Annotated in this window: 19 protein-coding genes; 9 read left to right on the forward strand and 10 right to left on the reverse strand. The window is 59.5% G+C overall.

The genetic code is table 11. From position 1 onward, the window contains the following. The first annotated feature begins 237 nt into the window (after positions 1-237). Together uvrB and Q9295_RS00450 are read left to right on the forward strand one after the other, a co-directional pair. Positions 238-2421 (forward strand): excinuclease ABC subunit UvrB, encoded by a 2184-nt coding sequence (gene uvrB / locus Q9295_RS00445; protein WP_306678311.1) that lies wholly within the window; start codon positions 238-240, stop codon positions 2419-2421. Between the two features lie 218 nt (positions 2422-2639). Continuing rightward, positions 2640-2720: an excalibur calcium-binding domain-containing protein gene (locus tag Q9295_RS00450; protein ID WP_306678763.1), complete on the forward strand. Its 81-nt coding sequence runs from the start codon at positions 2640-2642 to the stop codon at positions 2718-2720. Between the two features lie 45 nt (positions 2721-2765). On the opposite strand, the gene Q9295_RS00455 is transcribed toward Q9295_RS00450, so the two are convergent. Together Q9295_RS00455 and Q9295_RS00460 are read right to left on the reverse strand one after the other, a co-directional pair. After that, on the reverse strand, positions 2766-3020 hold the full coding sequence (locus tag Q9295_RS00455) for a GlsB/YeaQ/YmgE family stress response membrane protein (RefSeq protein WP_306678313.1): 255 nt from the start codon (positions 3018-3020) through the stop codon (positions 2766-2768). Positions 3021-3032: 12 nt separating this feature from the next. Further along, positions 3033-3368 carry an antibiotic biosynthesis monooxygenase family protein gene (locus Q9295_RS00460; RefSeq protein WP_306678315.1) on the reverse strand — a complete coding sequence of 112 codons (336 nt, stop codon included), beginning with the start codon at positions 3366-3368 and terminating at the stop codon, positions 3033-3035. A 48-nt stretch (positions 3369-3416) separates the two neighbouring features. Here Q9295_RS00460 and Q9295_RS00465 point away from each other — a divergent pair, with 48 nt between their 5' ends. Continuing rightward, positions 3417-3593: a hypothetical protein gene (locus Q9295_RS00465; RefSeq protein ID WP_306678317.1), complete on the forward strand. Its 177-nt coding sequence runs from the start codon at positions 3417-3419 to the stop codon at positions 3591-3593. Here the strand turns inward: Q9295_RS00465 and Q9295_RS00470 are convergent. From Q9295_RS00470 to Q9295_RS00480, 3 genes are all read right to left on the reverse strand, one after another. Further along, positions 3580-3882: a hypothetical protein gene (locus tag Q9295_RS00470; protein ID WP_306678319.1), complete on the reverse strand. Its 303-nt coding sequence runs from the start codon at positions 3880-3882 to the stop codon at positions 3580-3582. The genes Q9295_RS00465 and Q9295_RS00470 overlap by 14 nt on opposite strands. A gap of 243 nt (positions 3883-4125) precedes the next feature. Further along, on the reverse strand, positions 4126-5925 hold the full coding sequence (gene lepA, locus Q9295_RS00475; RefSeq protein WP_306678321.1) for a translation elongation factor 4: 1800 nt from the start codon (positions 5923-5925) through the stop codon (positions 4126-4128). Between the two features lie 113 nt (positions 5926-6038). Then, the gene (locus tag Q9295_RS00480) at positions 6039-7073 is read right to left on the reverse strand and encodes a LacI family DNA-binding transcriptional regulator (RefSeq protein ID WP_306678323.1); all 1035 of its coding nucleotides are present in this window, start codon (positions 7071-7073) and stop codon (positions 6039-6041) included. A gap of 322 nt (positions 7074-7395) precedes the next feature. On the opposite strand from Q9295_RS00480, the gene Q9295_RS00485 reads away from it, so the two are divergent. Genes Q9295_RS00485 through Q9295_RS00495 form a run of 3 tightly spaced genes read left to right on the forward strand, consistent with a single transcriptional unit; the run spans position 7396 to position 10552 of the window. After that, positions 7396-8925 (forward strand): acyl CoA:acetate/3-ketoacid CoA transferase, encoded by a 1530-nt coding sequence (locus tag Q9295_RS00485; protein WP_306678325.1) that lies wholly within the window; start codon positions 7396-7398, stop codon positions 8923-8925. 24 nt (positions 8926-8949) lie between these two features. After that, positions 8950-10116 carry a dihydrodipicolinate synthase family protein gene (locus Q9295_RS00490; RefSeq protein WP_306678327.1) on the forward strand — a complete coding sequence of 389 codons (1167 nt, stop codon included), beginning with the start codon at positions 8950-8952 and terminating at the stop codon, positions 10114-10116. A 1-nt stretch (position 10117) separates the two neighbouring features. Then, positions 10118-10552 (forward strand): MaoC family dehydratase, encoded by a 435-nt coding sequence (locus tag Q9295_RS00495; protein WP_306678329.1) that lies wholly within the window; start codon positions 10118-10120, stop codon positions 10550-10552. A gap of 128 nt (positions 10553-10680) precedes the next feature. Here the strand turns inward: Q9295_RS00495 and Q9295_RS00500 are convergent, their stop codons facing one another. The 3 genes from Q9295_RS00500 to Q9295_RS00510 all read right to left on the reverse strand — a co-directional run bounded on the left by Q9295_RS00500 (position 10681) and on the right by Q9295_RS00510 (position 13556). Continuing rightward, complete coding sequence (locus Q9295_RS00500; RefSeq protein ID WP_306678331.1) at positions 10681-11985, reverse strand: TRAP transporter large permease; 1305 nt, start codon at positions 11983-11985, stop codon at positions 10681-10683. Between the two features lies 1 nt (position 11986). Further along, a complete protein-coding gene (locus Q9295_RS00505) occupies positions 11987-12493 on the reverse strand; it encodes a TRAP transporter small permease (protein WP_306678333.1) in 507 nt (168 codons plus the stop codon). 61 nt (positions 12494-12554) lie between these two features. Further along, complete coding sequence (locus Q9295_RS00510; protein WP_306678335.1) at positions 12555-13556, reverse strand: TRAP transporter substrate-binding protein; 1002 nt, start codon at positions 13554-13556, stop codon at positions 12555-12557. Positions 13557-13906: 350 nt separating this feature from the next. On the opposite strand from Q9295_RS00510, the gene Q9295_RS00515 reads away from it, so the two are divergent. Both Q9295_RS00515 and Q9295_RS00520 read left to right on the forward strand, forming a co-directional pair. Continuing rightward, entirely contained in the window at positions 13907-14695 is a 789-nt protein-coding gene (locus Q9295_RS00515; RefSeq protein ID WP_306678337.1) for a 3-ketoacyl-ACP reductase, read from the forward strand. 8 nt (positions 14696-14703) lie between these two features. Further along, a complete protein-coding gene (locus Q9295_RS00520; RefSeq protein WP_306678339.1) occupies positions 14704-15519 on the forward strand; it encodes a shikimate dehydrogenase family protein in 816 nt (271 codons plus the stop codon). Positions 15520-15559: 40 nt separating this feature from the next. On the opposite strand, the gene Q9295_RS00525 is transcribed toward Q9295_RS00520, so the two are convergent. Continuing rightward, the gene (locus Q9295_RS00525) at positions 15560-16684 is read right to left on the reverse strand and encodes an acyl-CoA dehydrogenase family protein (RefSeq protein WP_306678341.1); all 1125 of its coding nucleotides are present in this window, start codon (positions 16682-16684) and stop codon (positions 15560-15562) included. A 128-nt stretch (positions 16685-16812) separates the two neighbouring features. Between Q9295_RS00525 and Q9295_RS00530 the strand changes: the two genes are divergently transcribed. Next, positions 16813-17460 carry a TetR/AcrR family transcriptional regulator gene (locus Q9295_RS00530; protein ID WP_306678342.1) on the forward strand — a complete coding sequence of 216 codons (648 nt, stop codon included), beginning with the start codon at positions 16813-16815 and terminating at the stop codon, positions 17458-17460. A gap of 32 nt (positions 17461-17492) precedes the next feature. On the opposite strand, the gene Q9295_RS00535 is transcribed toward Q9295_RS00530, so the two are convergent. Then, positions 17493-18728 (reverse strand): mandelate racemase/muconate lactonizing enzyme family protein, encoded by a 1236-nt coding sequence (locus tag Q9295_RS00535; protein ID WP_306678344.1) that lies wholly within the window; start codon positions 18726-18728, stop codon positions 17493-17495. Between the last annotated feature and the right edge of the window lie 66 nt (positions 18729-18794).

Consider the following 18794-nt stretch of genomic DNA (forward strand, 5'->3'; position numbering starts at 1 on the left):
CGGGCTTTGCGTCAGCTTTTTCAGGCTTTCTGGCTGAAATGCCTGCAAAGCGCAAGCCTCCGCTTGGGCGCGGTGCAGCGGTTCATAGGCAGTTTTGTGGGGCAGGGGCCCGGTCGCGCCGGTGGCATTGTAATAATTCTGCGATTTGCGCCTTGAAAGGGAACAAAGACAGATCAAATCTGCTAGAGCCAATTTTACTCGTCCCGTTAGGGATTCCCGCCCGCAGGACCCCAGACCATGCCTCACAACACCACCGACGCCCTGACCACGCGCCCCGAGGTGCTGACGCGCCCCAAGCTTGAGGGGGGGCGCCGCTTTGAAATGCAGACGCCGTTTCAGGCGGCTGGCGACCAACCCACTGCGATTGCTGAACTATCCGCGGGTGTGCTGGCCGGTGAGCGCGATCAGGTGCTTTTGGGTGCGACCGGCACCGGTAAGACCTTTACCATGGCCAAGGTGATCGAAGAGACGCAGCGGCCTGCGATTATCTTGGCACCAAATAAGACTCTGGCTGCGCAATTATACGGCGAATTCAAAGGCTTCTTCCCCGATAACGCGGTGGAATATTTCGTATCCTATTACGATTACTACCAGCCCGAGGCCTATGTCGCCCGCACCGACACCTATATTGAGAAGGAAAGTCAGATCAATGAGCAGATTGACCGCATGCGCCACTCGGCGACGCGGGCACTGCTGGAGCGCGATGATGTGATCATCGTCGCCTCGGTGAGCTGTATTTACGGTATCGGCTCGGTCGAGACCTATTCGGCGATGACGCAAGATCTGATTGTTGGGCAGTTTTACGATCAGCGCAAAGTGCTGGCGGAACTGGTCGCGCAGCAATATCGGCGACTGGAAAGCTCCTTCCAGCGCGGCTCTTTCCGGGTGCGGGGCGATAGTCTTGAGGTCTGGCCCGCCCACCTTGAGGACCGCGCCTGGCGTTTCAGCTTCTTTGGCGAAGAGCTTGAAGCGATTGTTGAATTTGACCCTTTGACTGGGGCGAAAACCAACAGTTTCCAGCAAATTCGCATCTATGCGAACTCGCACTACGTTACACCGCGCCCGACTTTGCAGCAGGCGATCAAGGGCATCAAGGATGAGCTCTTTCACCGATTGAAGCAGTTGACGGGGGAGGGGAAATTGCTTGAGGCGCAGCGGCTGGAGCAGCGCACAAACTTCGATCTTGAGATGATGGAAGCCACCGGCTCTTGCGCGGGGATCGAGAACTATTCGCGCTGGCTGACCGGGCGCGCGCCGGGGGAGCCGCCGCCGACTTTGTTCGAGTTTATCCCCGATAACGCCATTGTTTTTGCTGATGAATCCCACGTTTCTGTCCCGCAGATCGGCGGGATGTATAAAGGCGACTTCCGGCGCAAGATGACGTTGGCCGAACACGGGTTCCGGCTGCCCTCTTGCATGGACAACCGCCCCTTGAAATTCGAAGAATGGGACGCGATGCGGCCGCAATCGGTCTTCGTTTCGGCGACGCCCGCGGCTTGGGAGCTTGAGCAGAGCGGTGGCGTCTTTACCGAACAGGTGATCCGTCCAACGGGATTGATCGATCCCGAAGTGGAAATCCGACCTGTCGACATGCAGGTCGACGATCTTTTAGACGAAATCCGCCGCGTTTCTGCCCGTGGCTTGCGGGTTTTGGTTACGACTTTGACCAAACGGATGGCTGAAGATCTTACAGAATACCTACATGAGCAGGGCATTCGTGTGCGGTATATGCACTCGGATATTGACACAATCGAACGTATAGAAATTTTGCGTGACCTCCGTCTCGGCGCCTTTGACGTGCTGATTGGCATCAACCTTTTGCGCGAAGGCTTGGACATTCCCGAATGCGGTTTGGTCGCGATTTTGGACGCCGATAAGGAGGGCTTCCTGCGCTCGGAAACCTCGCTCATTCAGACGATTGGTCGGGCCGCGCGCAACGCTGAGGGGCGGGTGATCCTTTACGCCGACCGGATCACCGGCAGCATGGAGCGCGCAATGGCCGAGACCGAGCGGCGGCGTGAAAAGCAGCGCGCCTATAACCTTGAGCACGGCATCACTCCGCAAACGGTTAAGAAGAACGTTGACGATGTGTTGGCGGGGCTGTGGCAGGGGGATACTGACCAAAGTCGTGTCACCGCCAAGGTTGAAAAGGCGAATGTCGGGCAGAATCTGGCGGCGCATTTGGACGCTCTGCGTCACGCTATGCGCAAGGCTGCAGAGAACCTTGAGTTCGAAGAGGCAGCCCGAATGCGTGATGAAATCAAGCGGTTGGAAGCCGTTGAACTTGCGGTCTCGGATGATCCTTTGGCGCGCCAATCGGCCGTGGAAGAGGCGGCGGAATTGGCCGTGAAGGCATCGGGGCGGTCAACGGCGGGTCGGCCGGGACAACGTGGCGGGGTGCGCAGTCGCGGCCGGCGCTAAGCGGCGAAATAACTGGTTTCCTATTAACGGTTCGTTAATCTTCCTTAACGGGAAGAGGATGAATCGCTTTGAAACGTCTATATTCGACGGTGCTCGTTGCTCCGCTTTTCGCATTGCCCGCTTCGGCACAAAGCTGCGATCCTAATTATGAGGGCGCCTGCGTGCCAATTGCATCAGATGTGGATTGTGCGGGTGGCAGTGGCAACGGCCCTGCCTATGTGCGCGGGCCGGTTTATGTCGTCGGAGATGATATTTACGGACTGGATCGGGACGGAGACGGGGTCGCCTGCGAAAGGTGACCCCGCTCCAACTTTTCTCAAGTCAGAGTGGATCGGCGGCCGGTTTCACGCCCGCCGCACGAGTTTGAGGAGTGCCAAAAGGATCACTGCGCCGATGGTGGCGTGAATGATCGCTGCAATGATGCCGGAACCGATGGAAATGCCGATACGCGGCAACAGCCAGCTTGCGATGAATGCGCCGATGATGCCGACGGCGATGTTTCCAACAAGACCGAAGCCATATCCCTTGACGATCTGACCCGCCAGCCAACCTGCAATTGCACCGACGAGGATCAGAATGATGATGCTTTCGATACCCATTTTACTCTCCCTTCAAGAAGGCGTTAGCCTCTCATAATTGGCAATGATGTCATACATTACCGGCTCAAACCCTTTGCATAACCCGTTGATATGGCGGTTTCTTTCGCGCATTTCGTCGGTGCGAAGCATGGCCTGGTAATCCTCTCGCCTTTGCCATTGCGAGTAGTTGCAGACGCGCGTGCGCGCATCATTGATATGCAGCCCCGCCGCGATAAAGCCGGGTTGTTTGGAAATGCATTCCGCATAAGCCTTTTGCAAAGACTCCATGAGATCGAAGGCCAAGCCGGGCGTGGTCTCAAAGGTGGTAATCACCGTTTGGCCGTGGAAGTCCTGGGCAATTTGCGGCATGCTGGACGCTCCTTTTGTGCCAGCCTGCCATGGAAAGCTGATTAAATCATGCAACTTCTTGATCCCAAGCATCCTTTTTTTGCAAAGATATGGGTGCGCTGGCTTTGCACAGTGCTGGCATTCGGCTGGGCATGCGTGGAATTTTATAATGGCGCGCCGGTATGGGCGTTCGTCTTTGCCGCTGCCGGAGCCTATTTGGCTTGGGTTCTTCTTATTCGCAGATAAGGCTGCCGCGCATTTCCCCAGAGTCACCTTGCAGTGATTTTTCGTTTATTTCGCAACCTGTTACGTCGGGGATTAAGGCAATCATCGTAGCGCGTACTTTGTGATGATCCCCATTCTTCACACGGCCGAGGCGGATGATTTCAACCCGGCTCTCTTTGCGGAAAATGACGTAGTCGCGGCCATCGCGGCGCACATCATGCCGGGTCGCCCCAAAGAATTCGGGTGCGGGGCTTGCGCCACAGTTGGCAAGAAAGAGCAGGAATAGAATTGTGCGGATGGAACCGTTCATCCGTGCAGCTTGCACCATCTGGATTAATGAGAGGTTAAGCCAACCGATGCCCGTCGCGCAGTTGACCATGACGCTGCGTGGAGAGCGGGCCCGCAGTGCAGTCCCGAGGTTCGGTGAATTGTGCAATTATCCGATACAGCCGAAGTGCACTTCGACCCATAATGATGCGTAAAATGCAAAAGCGCCGCAGGATGACCCGCGGCGCCTTTGGTAAATGACACGCTAAGCAGGACGTAACTGGCGTCAGTCGTCCATCTTGAGGGCCGAGATGAAGGCCTCTTGCGGGATCTCGACCTTGCCGAACTGGCGCATACGCTTTTTACCGGCTTTTTGCTTGTCCAAAAGCTTTCGCTTGCGGCTGGCGTCGCCGCCATAGCATTTTGCGGTCACGTCTTTGCGCATCGCACTTAGCGTCTCACGCGCGATCACGCGGCCACCGATGGCGGCTTGGATCGGGATTTTGAACATGTGCCGCGGAATCAGGTCTTTCAGCTTTTCGACCATACCGCGGCCGCGCGACTCGGCGCGGTCGCGGTGGACCATCATCGCCAAAGCGTCGACCGGCTCATCGTTCACCAGAATCGACATTTTGACCAAGTGGTCTTCACGATATTCCGAGATCGTGTAGTCAAAGCTGGCATAGCCCTTGGTGACCGATTTCAGCCGATCGTAGAAATCGAAGACGACTTCGGCGAGGGGCAGGTCATAGACAACCATCGCACGCTGGCCGGCGTAGCTGAGGTCGAGTTGGATGCCGCGACGATCTTGGCAAAGTTTTAACACATCGCCCAGATACTCATCCGGGACCATGATGGTGGCTTTGATACGGGGCTCTTCAACGTGGTCGATGAGCGTCAGGTCGGGCATGTCAGCGGGGTTGTGCAGATCACGCACCTCGCCATCTTTCATATAGAGCTTGAAGACCACCGAAGGAGCGGTGGTGATCAGATCAAGGTCATATTCGCGCTCAAGCCGGTCGCGGATGACTTCCAAGTGCAAAAGACCCAGGAAACCACAGCGGAACCCAAAGCCCAAAGCGGCTGAGGTTTCCATCTCGGTTGAGAAGGAGGCATCGTTCAGCGAAAGTTTTTCAATCGCGTCGCGCAAAGGTTCGAAATCAGCGGCATCCACCGGGAAAAGGCCGCAGAAGACCACCGGAACTGACGGCTTGAAGCCCGGAAGCGGCTCTTCGGTACCCTTGCGTTCATGGGTGACGGTATCGCCAACCTTGGTGTCGCGCACTTGTTTGATCGAAGCCGTGAAAATGCCGATCTCGCCGGGCCCAAGCTCGGGGATATCAACCATTTGCGGCTTCAAAACTGCAAGTTTATCAATGCCATAAACGGCATTGGTTTGCATCATCCGGATGCGGTCGCCCTTTTTGACCACGCCGTCCATCACGCGCAGCATCACGACCACGCCCAGATAGGGGTCGTACCAGCTGTCAACCAACATGGCTTTCAGCGGCGCGTCGCGGTCGCCTTGCGGGGCCGGCAGGCGGGTCACGATCGCTTCCAGCACCTCGGGAATGCCAAGGCCGGTTTTGGCCGAAATCGGCACAGCATCCGACGCATCAAGGCCGATAACATCTTCGATGTTCTGCTTCACCCGATCTGGATCGGCGGCGGGCAGGTCGATCTTGTTCAAAACCGGCACAATTTCGTGCCCAGCATCAAGCGCTTGATAGACGTTGGCCAAAGTCTGGGCCTCAACGCCTTGGCTGGCGTCCACCACCAGCAGCGAGCCTTCGACAGCCCGCATCGACCGCGATACTTCATAAGCGAAGTCGACGTGGCCGGGGGTGTCGATCAGGTTCAGGATATAGGTTTTGCCATCCTTAGCGGGATATTCGATCCGCACCGTGTTGGCTTTGATCGTGATGCCGCGCTCGCGCTCGATATCCATCGAGTCAAGGAGCTGAGCCTTCATGTCACGCTGCGCCACCGTCCCGGTCATCTGAATGAGCCGGTCGGCGAGGGTGGATTTACCGTGGTCGATATGGGCCACGATCGAGAAGTTGCGGATCAATGAAAGCTCGGTCATGGCGCGGATATAGCGTGGCGCGGCAGGGCCGGGAAGAGGGAAGACGCGGCGAAGGTTTTGCTAATGAAAAAAAGCCGTATCGCGGGGGCTTTTGTCTCGCATGGCAGTGCGGATTAAGGTTGAGCAGTGCTGCCGCAAGAGCCGCGGATGATCAATTCGGGGTGCAGGGTTACCGTCTCGATGGGTTGGCCGGGGTTTTGCATCCGCGCAAGGATGAGTTGAACCGCGCGACGACCGATTTCGGCACCATGCATTTGCACGGTGGTCAGGCCGGGCAGCACCTCGGCGCCTTGGGGGATGCCGTCGATTCCAACGATGCAGATGTCACGGCCCGGTTCTTTGCCGATCGCGCGCAAACTGTGCATGGCGCTGATGGCCACGTTGTCATTGTGGCAAACCGCGGCGGTGGGCGGGTCTTCGCGCGACATCATGCGGGCGACGAGGCCGGCGGTGGTGTCTCGGTCTGGCTTGCCGGCGAAATCCACGGCGGTCTCAAGCGGTATTGCGGCTTCGGTCAGTGCCAGATGATAGCCTTCCAAGCGTTCGCGCCGCGCTTGGCCTTCTGCCTCGCCGCCGAGATAGGCGATCTTGCGATGGCCGAGTGACAATAGGTGCCGGGTGGCCAATCGGGCGGCCTCGCGGTTGTCGGGGCCGACGAAATTGGTTTGTGGATCGCCGGGGTTGCGCAAGATCACGCAGACCGGCGCGCCATCTGCTGTCAAATCGCGGAAGAACTTCTTTCGGGTGGAGGCGACAGGGAAAATCACCAGCCCACCAATGCCAAATTCGCGCAAAGAACGGCACACGCGGTCCTGCTCGTCGATCTCATCCTTGGTGTCGACCAAGAAGAACATCACGTCGGTGCCCTCAAGCGCTTGCTGCACGCCCGAGGTGACTTCGGCAAAGAAGGGGTTGCGGATGTCGTTGATCACCAGACCGATCAACTGGCTTTTCTGTTGGCGCAGATTGGCGGCGTTGCGGTTGTAGGTGTAGCCGAGTTTGCGGATCACCTCATGCACCCGCGCCACCGTCTCGGCCGAGATTCGTCCAGATTTGCGCAGCACCAGAGACACCGTCGAGGTGGAGACCTGCGCTTCACGCGCAATATCGACGATGGTCACCTTTTGCGAGGTTCTGGCTTTGGTCATCAAGCGCTCACTTAACCGAATATTGGCCTTTGGTTTACCATAGCCGGGTTTTGACATGCGGGATAGGCGCTCTGCCTTATTCAGTAAATCGTTATTGCAGAGTTACGTTGCGTGTAGCTCGGTTATCGGCGGTCTCATCTTGTCTAACCCTTCGTGCCACTTGTTCAAAACTGTGAAGTTTTAAGCATCTGTCATTCAAGAGCTGCCGCTGTGCGCCTCTGCGGGCCACGTTGACGCTAGGGGGCGTGTTGATATAACGTTATACCAAACTGAGCGGCTTTCCCGAAGGCGGAGGTGGGGCCGCAAGCCTAGGGAGGGTAGATTGGTCAAAATCGTTACAAAAGAGGAATTGGTGGCGATCCTTGCTGCGATGCCCGAGCGCCGCACGGTCGGCAGCACCGGTGCAGGCGGTGGCTTGTTGGAGCCGGACGCAGTCCTTGCCTGCTTTGAAGAGGCCTTTGTCACCCACGGCAGTCCCAAGGATATGACTTTGGTGCATGCTTTGGGCTTTGGCGATAAGGATCGACGCGGGGTGAACCGCTTCGCCCATCATGGCATGGTGCGGCGGGTGATCGGCGGGCATTGGGTCTGGTCGCCGAAACTTTTGTCGATGTCGCAGAAGAATGAGATTGAAGCGTACTGCCTGCCGGGCGGCGTTTTGATGCATCTGTTCCGCGAGATCGGTGCCGGGCGGCCGGGGCTTTTCACGCATGTCGGCCTTGGCACCTTTGCCGATCCGCGCCAGCAGGGTGGGCGCTGCAACACAGCGACCACCGAAGAAATCGTCGAGCTGATGCAGATCGATGGCAAAGATGTGCTGCGCTACAAGCCCTTTGCGGTGGATATCGGCGTGGTGCGCGGCTCGGTTGCGGATGCTTCGGGCAATGTGTCGGCACGAGATGAGCCCGCCGATCTCGACAGCTATTCGGTGGCGATGGCCGCACGCAACTCGGGCGGTATCGTGATTGCGCAGGTGCGTGAGCTGGTCGCCGACGGCGATATTCGCCCGCGCGAGGTCACCATTCCGGGCAATTTGATCGATTATATCCTTGTGGTGCCGGATCAGGCGCAAACCTATCGCGGCGCTTACAATCTGGCGCTGGCGGGTCTTGAGCATGGCAAGGTTGAAACCTCGTCCGGCAAGGAAGATGCCGCGCGGCGCATCGTGGTCTCGCGGGCGGCGGAAGAGCTGGTGCCGGGATCGACGCTGAACTTTGGCTTTGGCATGTCGGCTGGTGTGGCCGAGAAGATCGTCGCCGAGGGACGGCAGAAGGATTTCTGGTTCACTATCGAGCAGGGCATCCATAACGGCGATTTGCTGACCGGCGATATGTTTGGCATCGCGGCCAATCCGGCGGCGATCCTGTCTTCGCCCGAGCAGTTCGATCTTTACTCGGGCGGCGGGCTCGACATGACCTTCCTTGGGTTGGCCGAGATGGACGGGCATGGCAATGTGAACGTGTCGCATTTCAACGGCCAGATCTCAGGGCCGGGTGGTTTTGTCGACATCACCCAAAAGGCCAAAGCGGTGGTCTTCTGTGGCAGCTTCGACACCAAGGGTGCGCGGAGCCATGTGGAAAATGGCAAGCTGGTCATTGACGCGCAGGGGCAGGTGCAAAAGCTGGTCGCGGATGTGGCGGGCATCACCTTCTCGGGCGCGCAGGCCAAGGCCGAGGGCAAAAGCGTGCTTTATGTGACCGAGCGCGCGGTCTTCCGGCTGACGCCCGAGGGCGTGGAGCTGATCGAATATGCGCCGGGACTGGACCTGCAAATAGACGTGCTTGATCATCTGGGTTTCACCCCCATCCTGCGCAATCCGCGCCTGATGGATGCCCGTCATTTCATCGCCTGACCGCCCCAACCTTTCGGAGATACCATGAACATCATTCTTCCGCAGGCTGATGGCAGCCTTGCGCCTTTCACCCTGTCCGGTGCGGCGCCATTTGCGGCGCCAGTGAATAAAAGCTGGAACCGCATCGCCTATTCGGCGGCGCATTTGACGATTAACCCTTTGGCCGGCAACGATCCTTGGATCACCACTGCAGTGGATTGGGAGACTACTTTGGCCTTCCGTCACCGGCTTTGGTCGCTGGGTCTGGGCGTAGCCGAGGCGATGGACACTGCGCAGCGCGGCATGGGCGTGGATTGGGCGACCTCGCTTGAGCTGATCCAGCGCGCCTCGGCCGAGGCGCGGGCTTTCGGCCCCGGCGCTTTGATCGCCAGCGGGGCAGGGACGGATCATCTGGATCTGTCCCGTGAGCATACGATTGATGAGATCATCGCTGCCTATGAGATGCAGTGCGAGGCGGTCGAGGCCGCTGGCTCTCGCGTGATCTTGATGGCGAGCCGGGCGCTGAACCGTGCCGCCAAAACGCCCGAGGATTATGCGCGGGTTTACGGCCGCGTACTCTCGGGCCTGCGTCAGCCGGCGATCCTGCATTGGCTGGGCGAGATGTTTGACCCGGCGCTGGAAGGCTATTGGGGCGGCGCGGATCATTGGCAGTCGATGGAGCATTGCCTTGCGATGATGCGCGACAATGCCGCCAAGATCGAAGGCATCAAGGTTTCGCTTCTCTCGGAGGAGAAAGAGGTCGCGATGCGGCGGCAGCTGCCGGAAGGCGTGTCGATGTATACCGGCGATGACTTCAACTATCCCTCGCTGATCCAAGGCGACGGCAGCCATTCCTCGCATGCGCTTTTGGGGATCTTCGACCCGATCGCCCCGGCGGCGGCGGCGGCTTTGGAGAAGCTGACCAATGGCGATGCGGAAGGCTTCCGGGCGATCATGGATCCGACCGTGCCTTTGTCGCGGTTGATGTTCGCCGCGCCGACGCGGTTTTACAAAACCGGCGTGGTGTTCTTGGCTTGGCTGAATGGTAACCAGAAGCATTTCACCATGGCGGGCGGGCAAGAGAGCGCGCGCTCGACCCTGCATCTGGCCGAGCTTTTCCGTCTTGCCGATGCGGCGGGGCTTTTGGAAAAGCCCGAGCTAGCTTTGGCGCGGATGAAAGCGCTGATGCTGACCCGTGGGGTTGAGGCTTAAATTGGCGGATTTCCACGTTCAGCCCGGCCAGACTTGGCATTTTCGCAAGACCGTCTCGGAATCGGATGTCTATCTTTTCGCGGGGATCACCGGGGATCTGTCGCCCAATCACGTCGATGAGGCTGCGATGCGGCAAACGCCTTATGGCGGTCGCATCGCGCATGGGGCGCTGATTGTTGGCTATATGTCGGCTTGCTCGACAATGGCTTGCGCCGATGCGCGCGGGGCAGGGGAGACGCCGGTCTCTTTGGGCTATGATTCCGTGCGGTTTTTGGCGGGGGTGCCGATCGGCACCACCATCGCCATCAGCTATCAGATTGCCTCGATTGACGAAGCTGCCCGCCGCTCGCAAGCCGATGTGCGGGTCGAGGATGCCGAGACGGGCAAGCTTTTGGCGGTGGCCAAGCATATCCTGAAATGGGTGCCCAACGCCTGACGCCCAAAAGCATCGCTAAATACAAAAACACCCGCTCTGGCCCAGAGCGGGTGTTTTCATCTGGGCGATAGGGCAGGGCCAAAACCGATCAGGAGGAAAACGCCAATCCTGACCCTGCCACCTCGCGGTTACGGACCCGCGTCGGGACCGACCAGATTGGGAAGCCAGAGATAGACCGAAGGGAAGATGATCACCGAGACCAGCACCAAGAAGAGCGGCACCAGCATGATCAACGTATCCTTCAGCGCATCGCGCATCTTCGTGTCCGAGGCCGCGCAAGCGATCAGCAGGCACAACCCGTAAGGCGGCGTCACCAAGCCAAAGGCCAGCGAGACAATACCGATCAGCGCGTAATGCATCGGATCCATGCCTGCGGCCACGGTCAGGGGCTGCAGAATGGCGCCGACGATCACGATGGCCGGGATCGCATCAAGGAAAGCGCCGACGATCAGGAAGACGAAGGCGATGAAGAAGCCGGTCGCGATCAGCCCCATCTCCCATTCCACCACATGCGACAGCAATGCGGTGGGGATCTTGTAATAGGCCAAAAGCCAGCCAAAGACCGAAGCCGTGCCAAGGCAGAAGAGCGAGATCGCCGAGAACTTACCGGTCTCAAGGAAGGCGCGGCCAAGGCTGCGCAGGTCCATCGCGCGGTAAAGCACCACGGCCAAGAAGATCGCATAGACGCTGGCCACAGCCGCCGCTTCGGTTGCGGTGAACCAGCCAAAGATCTTGCCGCCAGCGATGATGAAGGGCAGGCCCATCGCCGGGATTGCCAAGGCGCCGGTGCGCAGGAGCTCTTTGAACGTCGCGCGTTCGTAACGCGGATAATTCCGCATTTTGGCATAGATATGCACCGTGACCATCATCGCCAGCGCCAGCATAATGCCGGGAAGAATGCCGCCGATGTAAAGCTGGCCAACCGAGATCGACAAAGTGCCGGCCCAGATCACCATGATGATCGAGGGCGGAATGACCGCGCTCAGCACCGAGGAAACCGCGGTATTGGCGACCGAGAAGTTCTTGTCGTAACCCTCTTTCACCATCGCGGGGATGAAGATTTTGCTCTGACTTGCCGCATCGGCGGTGGACGAGCCCGACACGCCTGCAAAGAGCACCGAGAGCACAACGTTCATCTGCGCCAAAGAGCCGGGCATATGCCCCACCATCGAGCGCGAGAAGCTCAGCATCTTATCGGTGATGGTGCCCGCATTCATCACGTTGGCGGCCAAAAGGAAGAAGGGCACGGCCAGCAAGAGGAACGAGTTGTAGGAGTTGTACATCTGCTCAACCAAGATGAAGAGCGAGACACGGGGGTCAAACAGCAACGGCGGCAGCGAGGCGATGCCCAGCGCAAAGGCCACCGGCACGCGCAGCACGAGCATCAGGATGAAGGTGCCGAAAATCAGCGCGGCGACATATTCAATGGCCATATCAGTCTCCGGCCGTAGGCGCGGTAAGCTCTTGGCCGCGCGGGTATTTCGAGATCGCCGTGACGATGGCTTCGGCCGTGAAGATCAGCCAGCCAATCGCTGCGAAGGGGAAGATGCCGTAAACCCAGACCAGATTGAGGTCGGTGATTTCCGAGCTGAGGATCATACCGAATTCGGCGAACTCGAGGCTGCCGATCAGGAAGACGATGCCAAAGCCAAAGATCGCCAGACGCACCGCCAGAATGCCGCAAAGCTCTCCCAGACGGGTCTTGGCCTTGGGCAGAAGGTCAATGTCGAAATGGGTGTTTTCGCGCACGGCCACCGCGCTGCCGATCATGATCAGCCAGATCAGGCAAAAGCGCGACATCTCTTCGGTCCACATATAGTGCGGCACGATTTTGCCAAAGCGGGCAAGGACTTGCAGGCCAACGGGGATGAGAAGGAAGATGCTCAATGCGGCCACGGCCAAGAGCAAAAGCTTGTAATATAGGTCCAGCACGAAGCGCATGGGGATACTCCTTTGCCATCATGGCCCCAAAAGCGGGGCCATGACAGTTTGCGTCACCAGATCACTCGATCGCGCGGACAGCTTTGATGATGTCGGCAGCGCCCAGCTCTTCGGCATAGGCATCAACCGCCGGCACCACCAGCTCATGCATCTTTTCCAGATCGGTGAAGGTGTGGATGCGCAGCTTGTTTTCGGCCGCCAGTTGCTCAAGCGCGCCCACGTCTTCGGCGGTCTCGGTCTCGCGCCAGAAGGCGGCGGCATCCTCACCGGCTTTCAAGATCGCAGCTTGCAGATCTTCCGGCAGACGCTCAAGCGTGGCCGAGGAGAACAAGAGCGGGCGCACAGTCACGATATGGCTGGTGCGGATCACTTCCGGAGCCACTTCGTAGAAACGCATCTGAGCGTTGGTCGAAGCTTCGTTCTCCAGCGCGTCGATCACGCCGCTTTGGATCGCGTTGTAGATCTCATTATAGGCGATCACGCTCGGCTCAATGCCAATGGCGCCGAAAGCGGTGGCATGGATCGGGGTGCCTTGCACGCGCATACGCAGGCCGGCCAGCTCTTCAAGATTGGTCGCGGGCTTGTTGGACAGGATGTTGCGCTCAGCGCCGCCACCCAGCCCCAGCACTTTCACGCGGCCTTTGGTCTCGATCTCTTCGATGACCGGGCCGAAGGCGTTTTGCTCAATGGCTTTTTTCCAATGCGCGGTGTCGCGGAAAAGGAAGGGGGTGTCGAGTACGCCAGCCGATTTCACCACTTGGGTCAGGTGCGCCGGGGCGACGACTGCGAAGTCGACCGAGGTGCCGCGCGCCATCAGCGTGAAGTAGCTGGCTTCATTGCCGAGCTCGCCGTTCTCGTGCATCACGAATTCAACCGGCTTGCCGTAATACTCGGTCACCTTTTCGGTGAACTTGGCCATTGCGCGGTTGAAGATGTGGTCGCTGGTATAGGCGCTGGCGCCGTGGAGGACGATTGCCTCCTCGGCCGAAGCTGCGGTGCCAAAGCCCGCGGCGGTGCCCATAAGTGTGACGGCCGCAAAAGCGGCGCGCAGGGTCTTTTTCATGTGATCCTCCACAGTGACCCGGGGCCTTTGTCCGACCCCGAGATGGTCGCCCCCTCCTCCTCAGGCAGAGAGCCAATCATGGGGGAACCGTACGGTTAGTAGAACGATATATCAACAGGGAAATGGACAGCGCTGCACAGCCAAGAATATGGCTGAGTTGTTTTATTGCTCAAACATCGCTTTCTATGGGTCGTTGCAGCTCTCTGGCTGACAGGTTCTGCGAATCATCTGACGAAGGAAGCGGCGTGCCCCTGTGTCCTTCCAAGGTGCCTCTGCGGATCATCCAGAAAATTGGTTGAACGTTTTACCAGCTTGCTGCAGGACTATGCGCAATGGTGAGGAGAACGACTATGGACCAAACGGACCGGCAAAGCGCGGGCGTCGCATTCGTGACCGGATCGTCACGCGGCATCGGGCGCGGCATCGCCTTGGCTTTGGCCAAGCGCGGCTTTGATGTGGTGATTCACGGCCGCTCGGATCGCGAAAGCGCCGAGGCCACGGCAAAGGAAGCCGCAGAATTTGGCGTGCGCAGCCATGTGCTGTTGGGCGATGTTGGCGATATCGCAGGCCATGCCGCAATGGTGGCCGAGGTTGAGGCGGCGCTGGGCCCGATCAGCTGCTTTGTGAACAACGCGGGCGTGGGCGCTTTGCGCCGCGAGGACGTGCTTGAAGCGAAAGAGGACAGCTACGACCATTGCATGCTCTTCAATGCCAAAGCGGGGTTCTTCTTCACCCAAGCGGTGGCCAAACGCATGGCGGTGCAGCCGGCTGAGGGGCGGTTCCGCAGCCTTGTGATGATCTCTTCGGTCTCGGCCCATACCGCCTCGATCAACCGCGGCGAATATTGCGTATCGAAGGCTGCGGCCGGGATGGTGGCTTCGGTCTTTGCCGCCCGGATGGCCGAGTTTGGCGTCTCGGTCTATGACGTGCGCCCCGGCGTGATCGAGACCGATATGTCGCGCATGGCTTTGGCCGCCTATCAGCAGCGCATCGACAACGAAAAGCTGACGCTGATCCCGCGCATCGGCCAGCCCGAGGATGTGGGCCGCACCGTGGCCGCTTTGGCTGCGGGCGATCTGCCCTATGCCACCGGGCAAATCCTGAACCTTGACGGCGGCATGTCCGTCCAAACCCTGTGAGAACGACCATGGCAGATCCCAACGCAGCTTTGCTCAGCGTGACCGGCGAGACCCGGCTTTATGTGGTGATCGGTGACCCGATCCGGCAGGTCCGCTCGACCCAGCTTTACAACCGCCTGTCGGCTGAGCGCGGCCACGATGTGGTTTTTGTGCCTTTGCAGTTCAGCGAGGCGGATTTTGAGACGTCGATCAAAGGCTTGCGGTCGTTCAAGAACCTCGCGGGCATCATCGCCACCATCCCGCATAAGCCGAAACTGATGCCGGTGATCGATCTGGTTCTGCCGCGCGCCACCGTGGTGGGCGCCGCCAACTCGATCCGGATCGAGGCGGATGGCTCTTGGACCGGCGATATCTTCGACGGTGTGGGCTATGTGAACGGGTTGCGCTCGGAAGGCATCGATCCGGCAGGCAAATCGGTGCTCTTGATCGGGGCAGGCGGCGCGGGGGCGGCTTGCGCGGTCGAACTGGCGCAGGCCGGTGTCGCCAAACTGCGCATTGTGGAGCTGGACAGGAAGAAGCTGGAATGGCTTTTGTCCTCGCTCCAAGCAGCTTATCCCGGCCTTGATGTGGCACCGGGTGAGGCCGCGCCCGAGGGCTTTGACATCGTCGCCAATGCCACCCCGGTCGGTATGCGCGAAGAAGATCCTTTCGTGGTCGACCCCGCGCGGCTGAGCCCCAATCAGATCATCTCCGAGATGATCATGAAACCCAATGTCACCCGCTTCCTTGAGGCGGCGGCGGCGCGGGGCTGTCGGACGCATATTGGCTACCATGCTTTGATGGGCCAAGCGAATGCGACGATGAGCTTCTTCGGGCTGGAATAATGCAAAGGGGCGGGGAGTGATCCCCGCCCCTAAACCTTTCTCAGCGCAGCAATTCCCGCGCGATGATGCTGCGTTGGATCTGATTGGTGCCCTCATAGATCTGGGTCACCTTGGCATCGCGGTAAAGCCGCTCGACCTCGAACCCACGAATATAGCCCGAACCGCCGAAGAGCTGCACCGCATTGGCCGATTGCGCCACCGCCGTATCCGAGGCGAAGCATTTTGCCATCGAACAGGCCATGGTCGCAGGCTCGCCATTGTCCAGCTTGCGGGCCGCATCATGGATCAAGAGCCGCGCGGCGCTGATGTCCTTGACCATATCGGCCAAGATCCATTGCACGCCCTGCATCTCGGCCAGCGGTTGGCCAAATTGCTGGCGGGTCTTTACATATTCGACGCAAGCCTCAAGCCCGGCCTGAGCGATGCCCAAGGCCAGCGAGGCGATGCCGACCCGACCCTTGTCCAAGACCGACATCATCGCATGAAAGCCGCGGCCCTCGACGCCCAAAAGCGCGTCAGCAGGCAGTTGCACCGCATCAAAATGCAAGGCCCCGATCATCGAGGCGCGTTGGCCCATTTTATGTTCTTTCGGCCCACGGCTGACGCCTTTGCTGGCCAGATCCACCACGAAAATGCTCATCCCGCGCTTGCCAGCGGCCTTATCGGTGCGCGCCAGCACGAAGCCCACTTCGGCATTGGGGGCGTTCTGGATCCAGAGCTTATTGCCTGACAGAAGCCAACCATCCGCGGTCCGCGTTGCGGTGGTGGTGATGCCGCTGACATCGGTGCCAGCTCCGGCTTCGGTGATGCAATAGGCCACGCGTTTGCGGGCGGCGAGGATATCGGGCAGCCATTGGGCGCGCTGGGCATCGGTGCCATGCTGCGACAAAAGCGTGGCGCAAAGCTCCACCAGCCCGCATTGATCCGCGATCGAGGCATAGGCGCGCGACAGCTCTTCCATCACCAAAGCATAGGCGTGGCAATCCATGCCCGCGCCGCCATGTTCGGGCGGCAGAGTGATGCCGAACAGGCCAAGCTCGGCCATTTTGGTGTAAAGTTCTGCCGGGAACCGCTCATCCCGGTCCAGCTCTTCCGCCAAAGGACGCACTTCGCTTTCGGCAAAGCGCCGCGCCATATCCCGCAATTGCTCATGAACGTCTGACATGAGGGCCTCCCCGTGTTGTATAAGTAACTATGTGGTTACTTATCGGAGGCGAGGCGGCTTGGTCAATTGCGATGCTGCGGCAAAGCCCCTAGTTTCGGGCCGTCAGAGTAGGGGCGATGGGGGCAAAGATGAGCGCAGAGCCGGAAGGCGCGGTGGAGAAGCGCGCCCGTGACCCTGTTGGCACGGCGGACAGCATCTTGCAGGCGGCGTTGATTGAATTCTCGCAAGCGGGCTTTGCAGGGGCAAGGATCGACCGCGTGGCCGAGCGGGCCGCAGTCAATAAGCGTATGATTTATCACTACTTTGGCAATAAAGAGCAGCTCTACATTGCCGTGCTCGAGGCAAGCTATGGCGCGATGCGCGCGGCTGAGGCCAAGTTGGATCTGGCCCGGCTGGAGCCTGAGGCTGCCATCACTGCCTTGATCGATTTCACTTGGGAGTATTTCGTCAAACACCCCGATTTTCTCAATCTGGTGAATGGCGAGAACTTGCTGCAGGGCAAGTATCTGGCGCAGTCGGCGCGCATCCGCGATATGCATTCGCCGCTTCTGACCTCGGTCAGCGATGTGCTGGCCCGGGGGCGCGCGGCGGGGGTGTTTCGCGAGGGGTTGGAGGCGATCGGGGTCAATATGACCATCGCGGCCTTGTGCTATCACTATCTCAACAACCGCTACACCGGGGCGGTGATCTATGACCGGGACCTGTCGAGTGATGCGGCTTTGGCGCAGCGCTGGGCCTTCGTGCGCGAGGCGGTCTTGCGGATTTTGAAACCCTAGGGCCGCTGGACGGCGGCCCTAGGCTTATGGCTTCAGGTGCCTGCGGGCGCGCCGCCCTCAAAACGGTTGCCGTGGCTGTAATCACAGGGCGCTTCTTGCATCTGCAAATGCAGCCCGGTGCCGGTATAGGGATGCGCGCGGGCGAGATCTTCGTCGAAATCGATGCCAAGGCCGGGGCCTTCGGGCGGCAGGATATAGCCGCCCTCCCATTTGAGGCTGTTGCGAATGAGCGCCAGATGGAAGGCGCCTCCGGTCTGGATCGTCTCGGCGATCAGCAGGTTCGGGATCGAGACCGACAGATGCACATTGGCCGCCCATTCGACGGGGCCTGCGTAGAGATGCGGTGCCATCTCGGCATTGAAGATCTCGGCAATGGCGGCGAGTTTGCGGGCCTCAAGGATGCCGCCGAGGCGACCGAGGGCAGGCTGCAAGATCTTGACGCCGCCGGCGCGCAGAAGGGTGCCAAACTCGGTTTTGGTGGTCAGCCGCTCGCCGGTGGCCAGCGGGATGCGGACCGAACGCGCAACCTCGGCGAATTCCAAAAGATTGTCCGGTGGGATCGGCTCTTCATACCACAGGGGATTATAGGGCTCGAGCTCGCGGCCAAGTCTGATCGCGCCTGCGGTGGTGAATTGGCCATGGGTGCCGAAGAGGAGGTCCGCGCGGTCGCCCACGGCCTCGCGAATCTTTTTGCAAAATTCAACCGAGCGGGAGATGTCGCTCATCGCCGGTTGGTGGCCACCGCGGATCGTATAGGGGCCGGCGGGGTCGAATTTCACGGCCGTGAAGCCTTGGTCGACGACTTTGGCGGCGGCTTCGGCGGTCCAATCGGGGTTGTTGTAGAATTCGGCGTGGTTCTGGCCGTCCTCGGGATAAAGATAGGTGTAACTGCGCACCCTATCGTTCATCCGCCCGCCCAGAAGCGCCCAGACTGGGCGGTCGCGCATCTTGCCAAGGATGTCCCAGCAGGCCATCTCTAGCCCGGCGAAAGCGCCCATCACCGTGGGGTCAGGGCGCTGGGTGAAGCCGCTGGAATAGACCCGGCGATACATCAACTCGAGGTTTTCGGGGTTTTCGCCCAGCATATGCCGTTCGAACACATCCTCGATGACGGCCTTCATCGCCTTGGGTCCGACAGTCGAGGCATAGCATTCGCCATAGCCGACGATGCCGCTGTCGGTGGTGATTTTGGGGAAGATCCAATAGCGCCCGCCCCAGCCCGGAGCCGGTGGCGCGACGATGAAAATTTCCAGGTCTTTGAGTTTCATATCTGCCCCGCTGGCTGGCAGGCGCCGGGGGTTTTGCACCCCCGGACCCCCGCAGAGTATTTTTAT

This window comes from Pseudogemmobacter lacusdianii (assembly GCF_030848395.1).
GTDB lineage: Bacteria > Pseudomonadota > Alphaproteobacteria > Rhodobacterales > Rhodobacteraceae > Pseudogemmobacter > Pseudogemmobacter lacusdianii.

What these genes read in the sequence shown, in the direction of transcription:
- uvrB (WP_306678311.1), top strand. Translation starts at nt 238, where the DNA reads ATGCCTCACAACACCACCGACGCCCTGACCACGCGCCCCGAGGTGCTG.
- Q9295_RS00530 (WP_306678342.1), top strand. Translation starts at nt 16,813, where the DNA reads ATGAGCGCAGAGCCGGAAGGCGCGGTGGAGAAGCGCGCCCGTGACCCT.
- lepA (WP_306678321.1), bottom strand. Translation starts at nt 5,925, where the DNA reads ATGACCGAGCTTTCATTGATCCGCAACTTCTCGATCGTGGCCCATATC.
- Q9295_RS00520 (WP_306678339.1), top strand. Translation starts at nt 14,704, where the DNA reads ATGGCAGATCCCAACGCAGCTTTGCTCAGCGTGACCGGCGAGACCCGG.
- Q9295_RS00505 (WP_306678333.1), bottom strand. Translation starts at nt 12,493, where the DNA reads ATGCGCTTCGTGCTGGACCTATATTACAAGCTTTTGCTCTTGGCCGTG.
- Q9295_RS00470 (WP_306678319.1), bottom strand. Translation starts at nt 3,882, where the DNA reads ATGAACGGTTCCATCCGCACAATTCTATTCCTGCTCTTTCTTGCCAAC.
- Q9295_RS00455 (WP_306678313.1), bottom strand. Translation starts at nt 3,020, where the DNA reads ATGGGTATCGAAAGCATCATCATTCTGATCCTCGTCGGTGCAATTGCA.
- Q9295_RS00460 (WP_306678315.1), bottom strand. Translation starts at nt 3,368, where the DNA reads ATGCCGCAAATTGCCCAGGACTTCCACGGCCAAACGGTGATTACCACC.
- Q9295_RS00510 (WP_306678335.1), bottom strand. Translation starts at nt 13,556, where the DNA reads ATGAAAAAGACCCTGCGCGCCGCTTTTGCGGCCGTCACACTTATGGGC.
- Q9295_RS00525 (WP_306678341.1), bottom strand. Translation starts at nt 16,684, where the DNA reads ATGTCAGACGTTCATGAGCAATTGCGGGATATGGCGCGGCGCTTTGCC.
- Q9295_RS00535 (WP_306678344.1), bottom strand. Translation starts at nt 18,728, where the DNA reads ATGAAACTCAAAGACCTGGAAATTTTCATCGTCGCGCCACCGGCTCCG.
- Q9295_RS00500 (WP_306678331.1), bottom strand. Translation starts at nt 11,985, where the DNA reads ATGGCCATTGAATATGTCGCCGCGCTGATTTTCGGCACCTTCATCCTG.
- Q9295_RS00480 (WP_306678323.1), bottom strand. Translation starts at nt 7,073, where the DNA reads ATGACCAAAGCCAGAACCTCGCAAAAGGTGACCATCGTCGATATTGCG.
- Q9295_RS00515 (WP_306678337.1), top strand. Translation starts at nt 13,907, where the DNA reads ATGGACCAAACGGACCGGCAAAGCGCGGGCGTCGCATTCGTGACCGGA.
- Q9295_RS00490 (WP_306678327.1), top strand. Translation starts at nt 8,950, where the DNA reads ATGAACATCATTCTTCCGCAGGCTGATGGCAGCCTTGCGCCTTTCACC.
- Q9295_RS00465 (WP_306678317.1), top strand. Translation starts at nt 3,417, where the DNA reads ATGCAACTTCTTGATCCCAAGCATCCTTTTTTTGCAAAGATATGGGTG.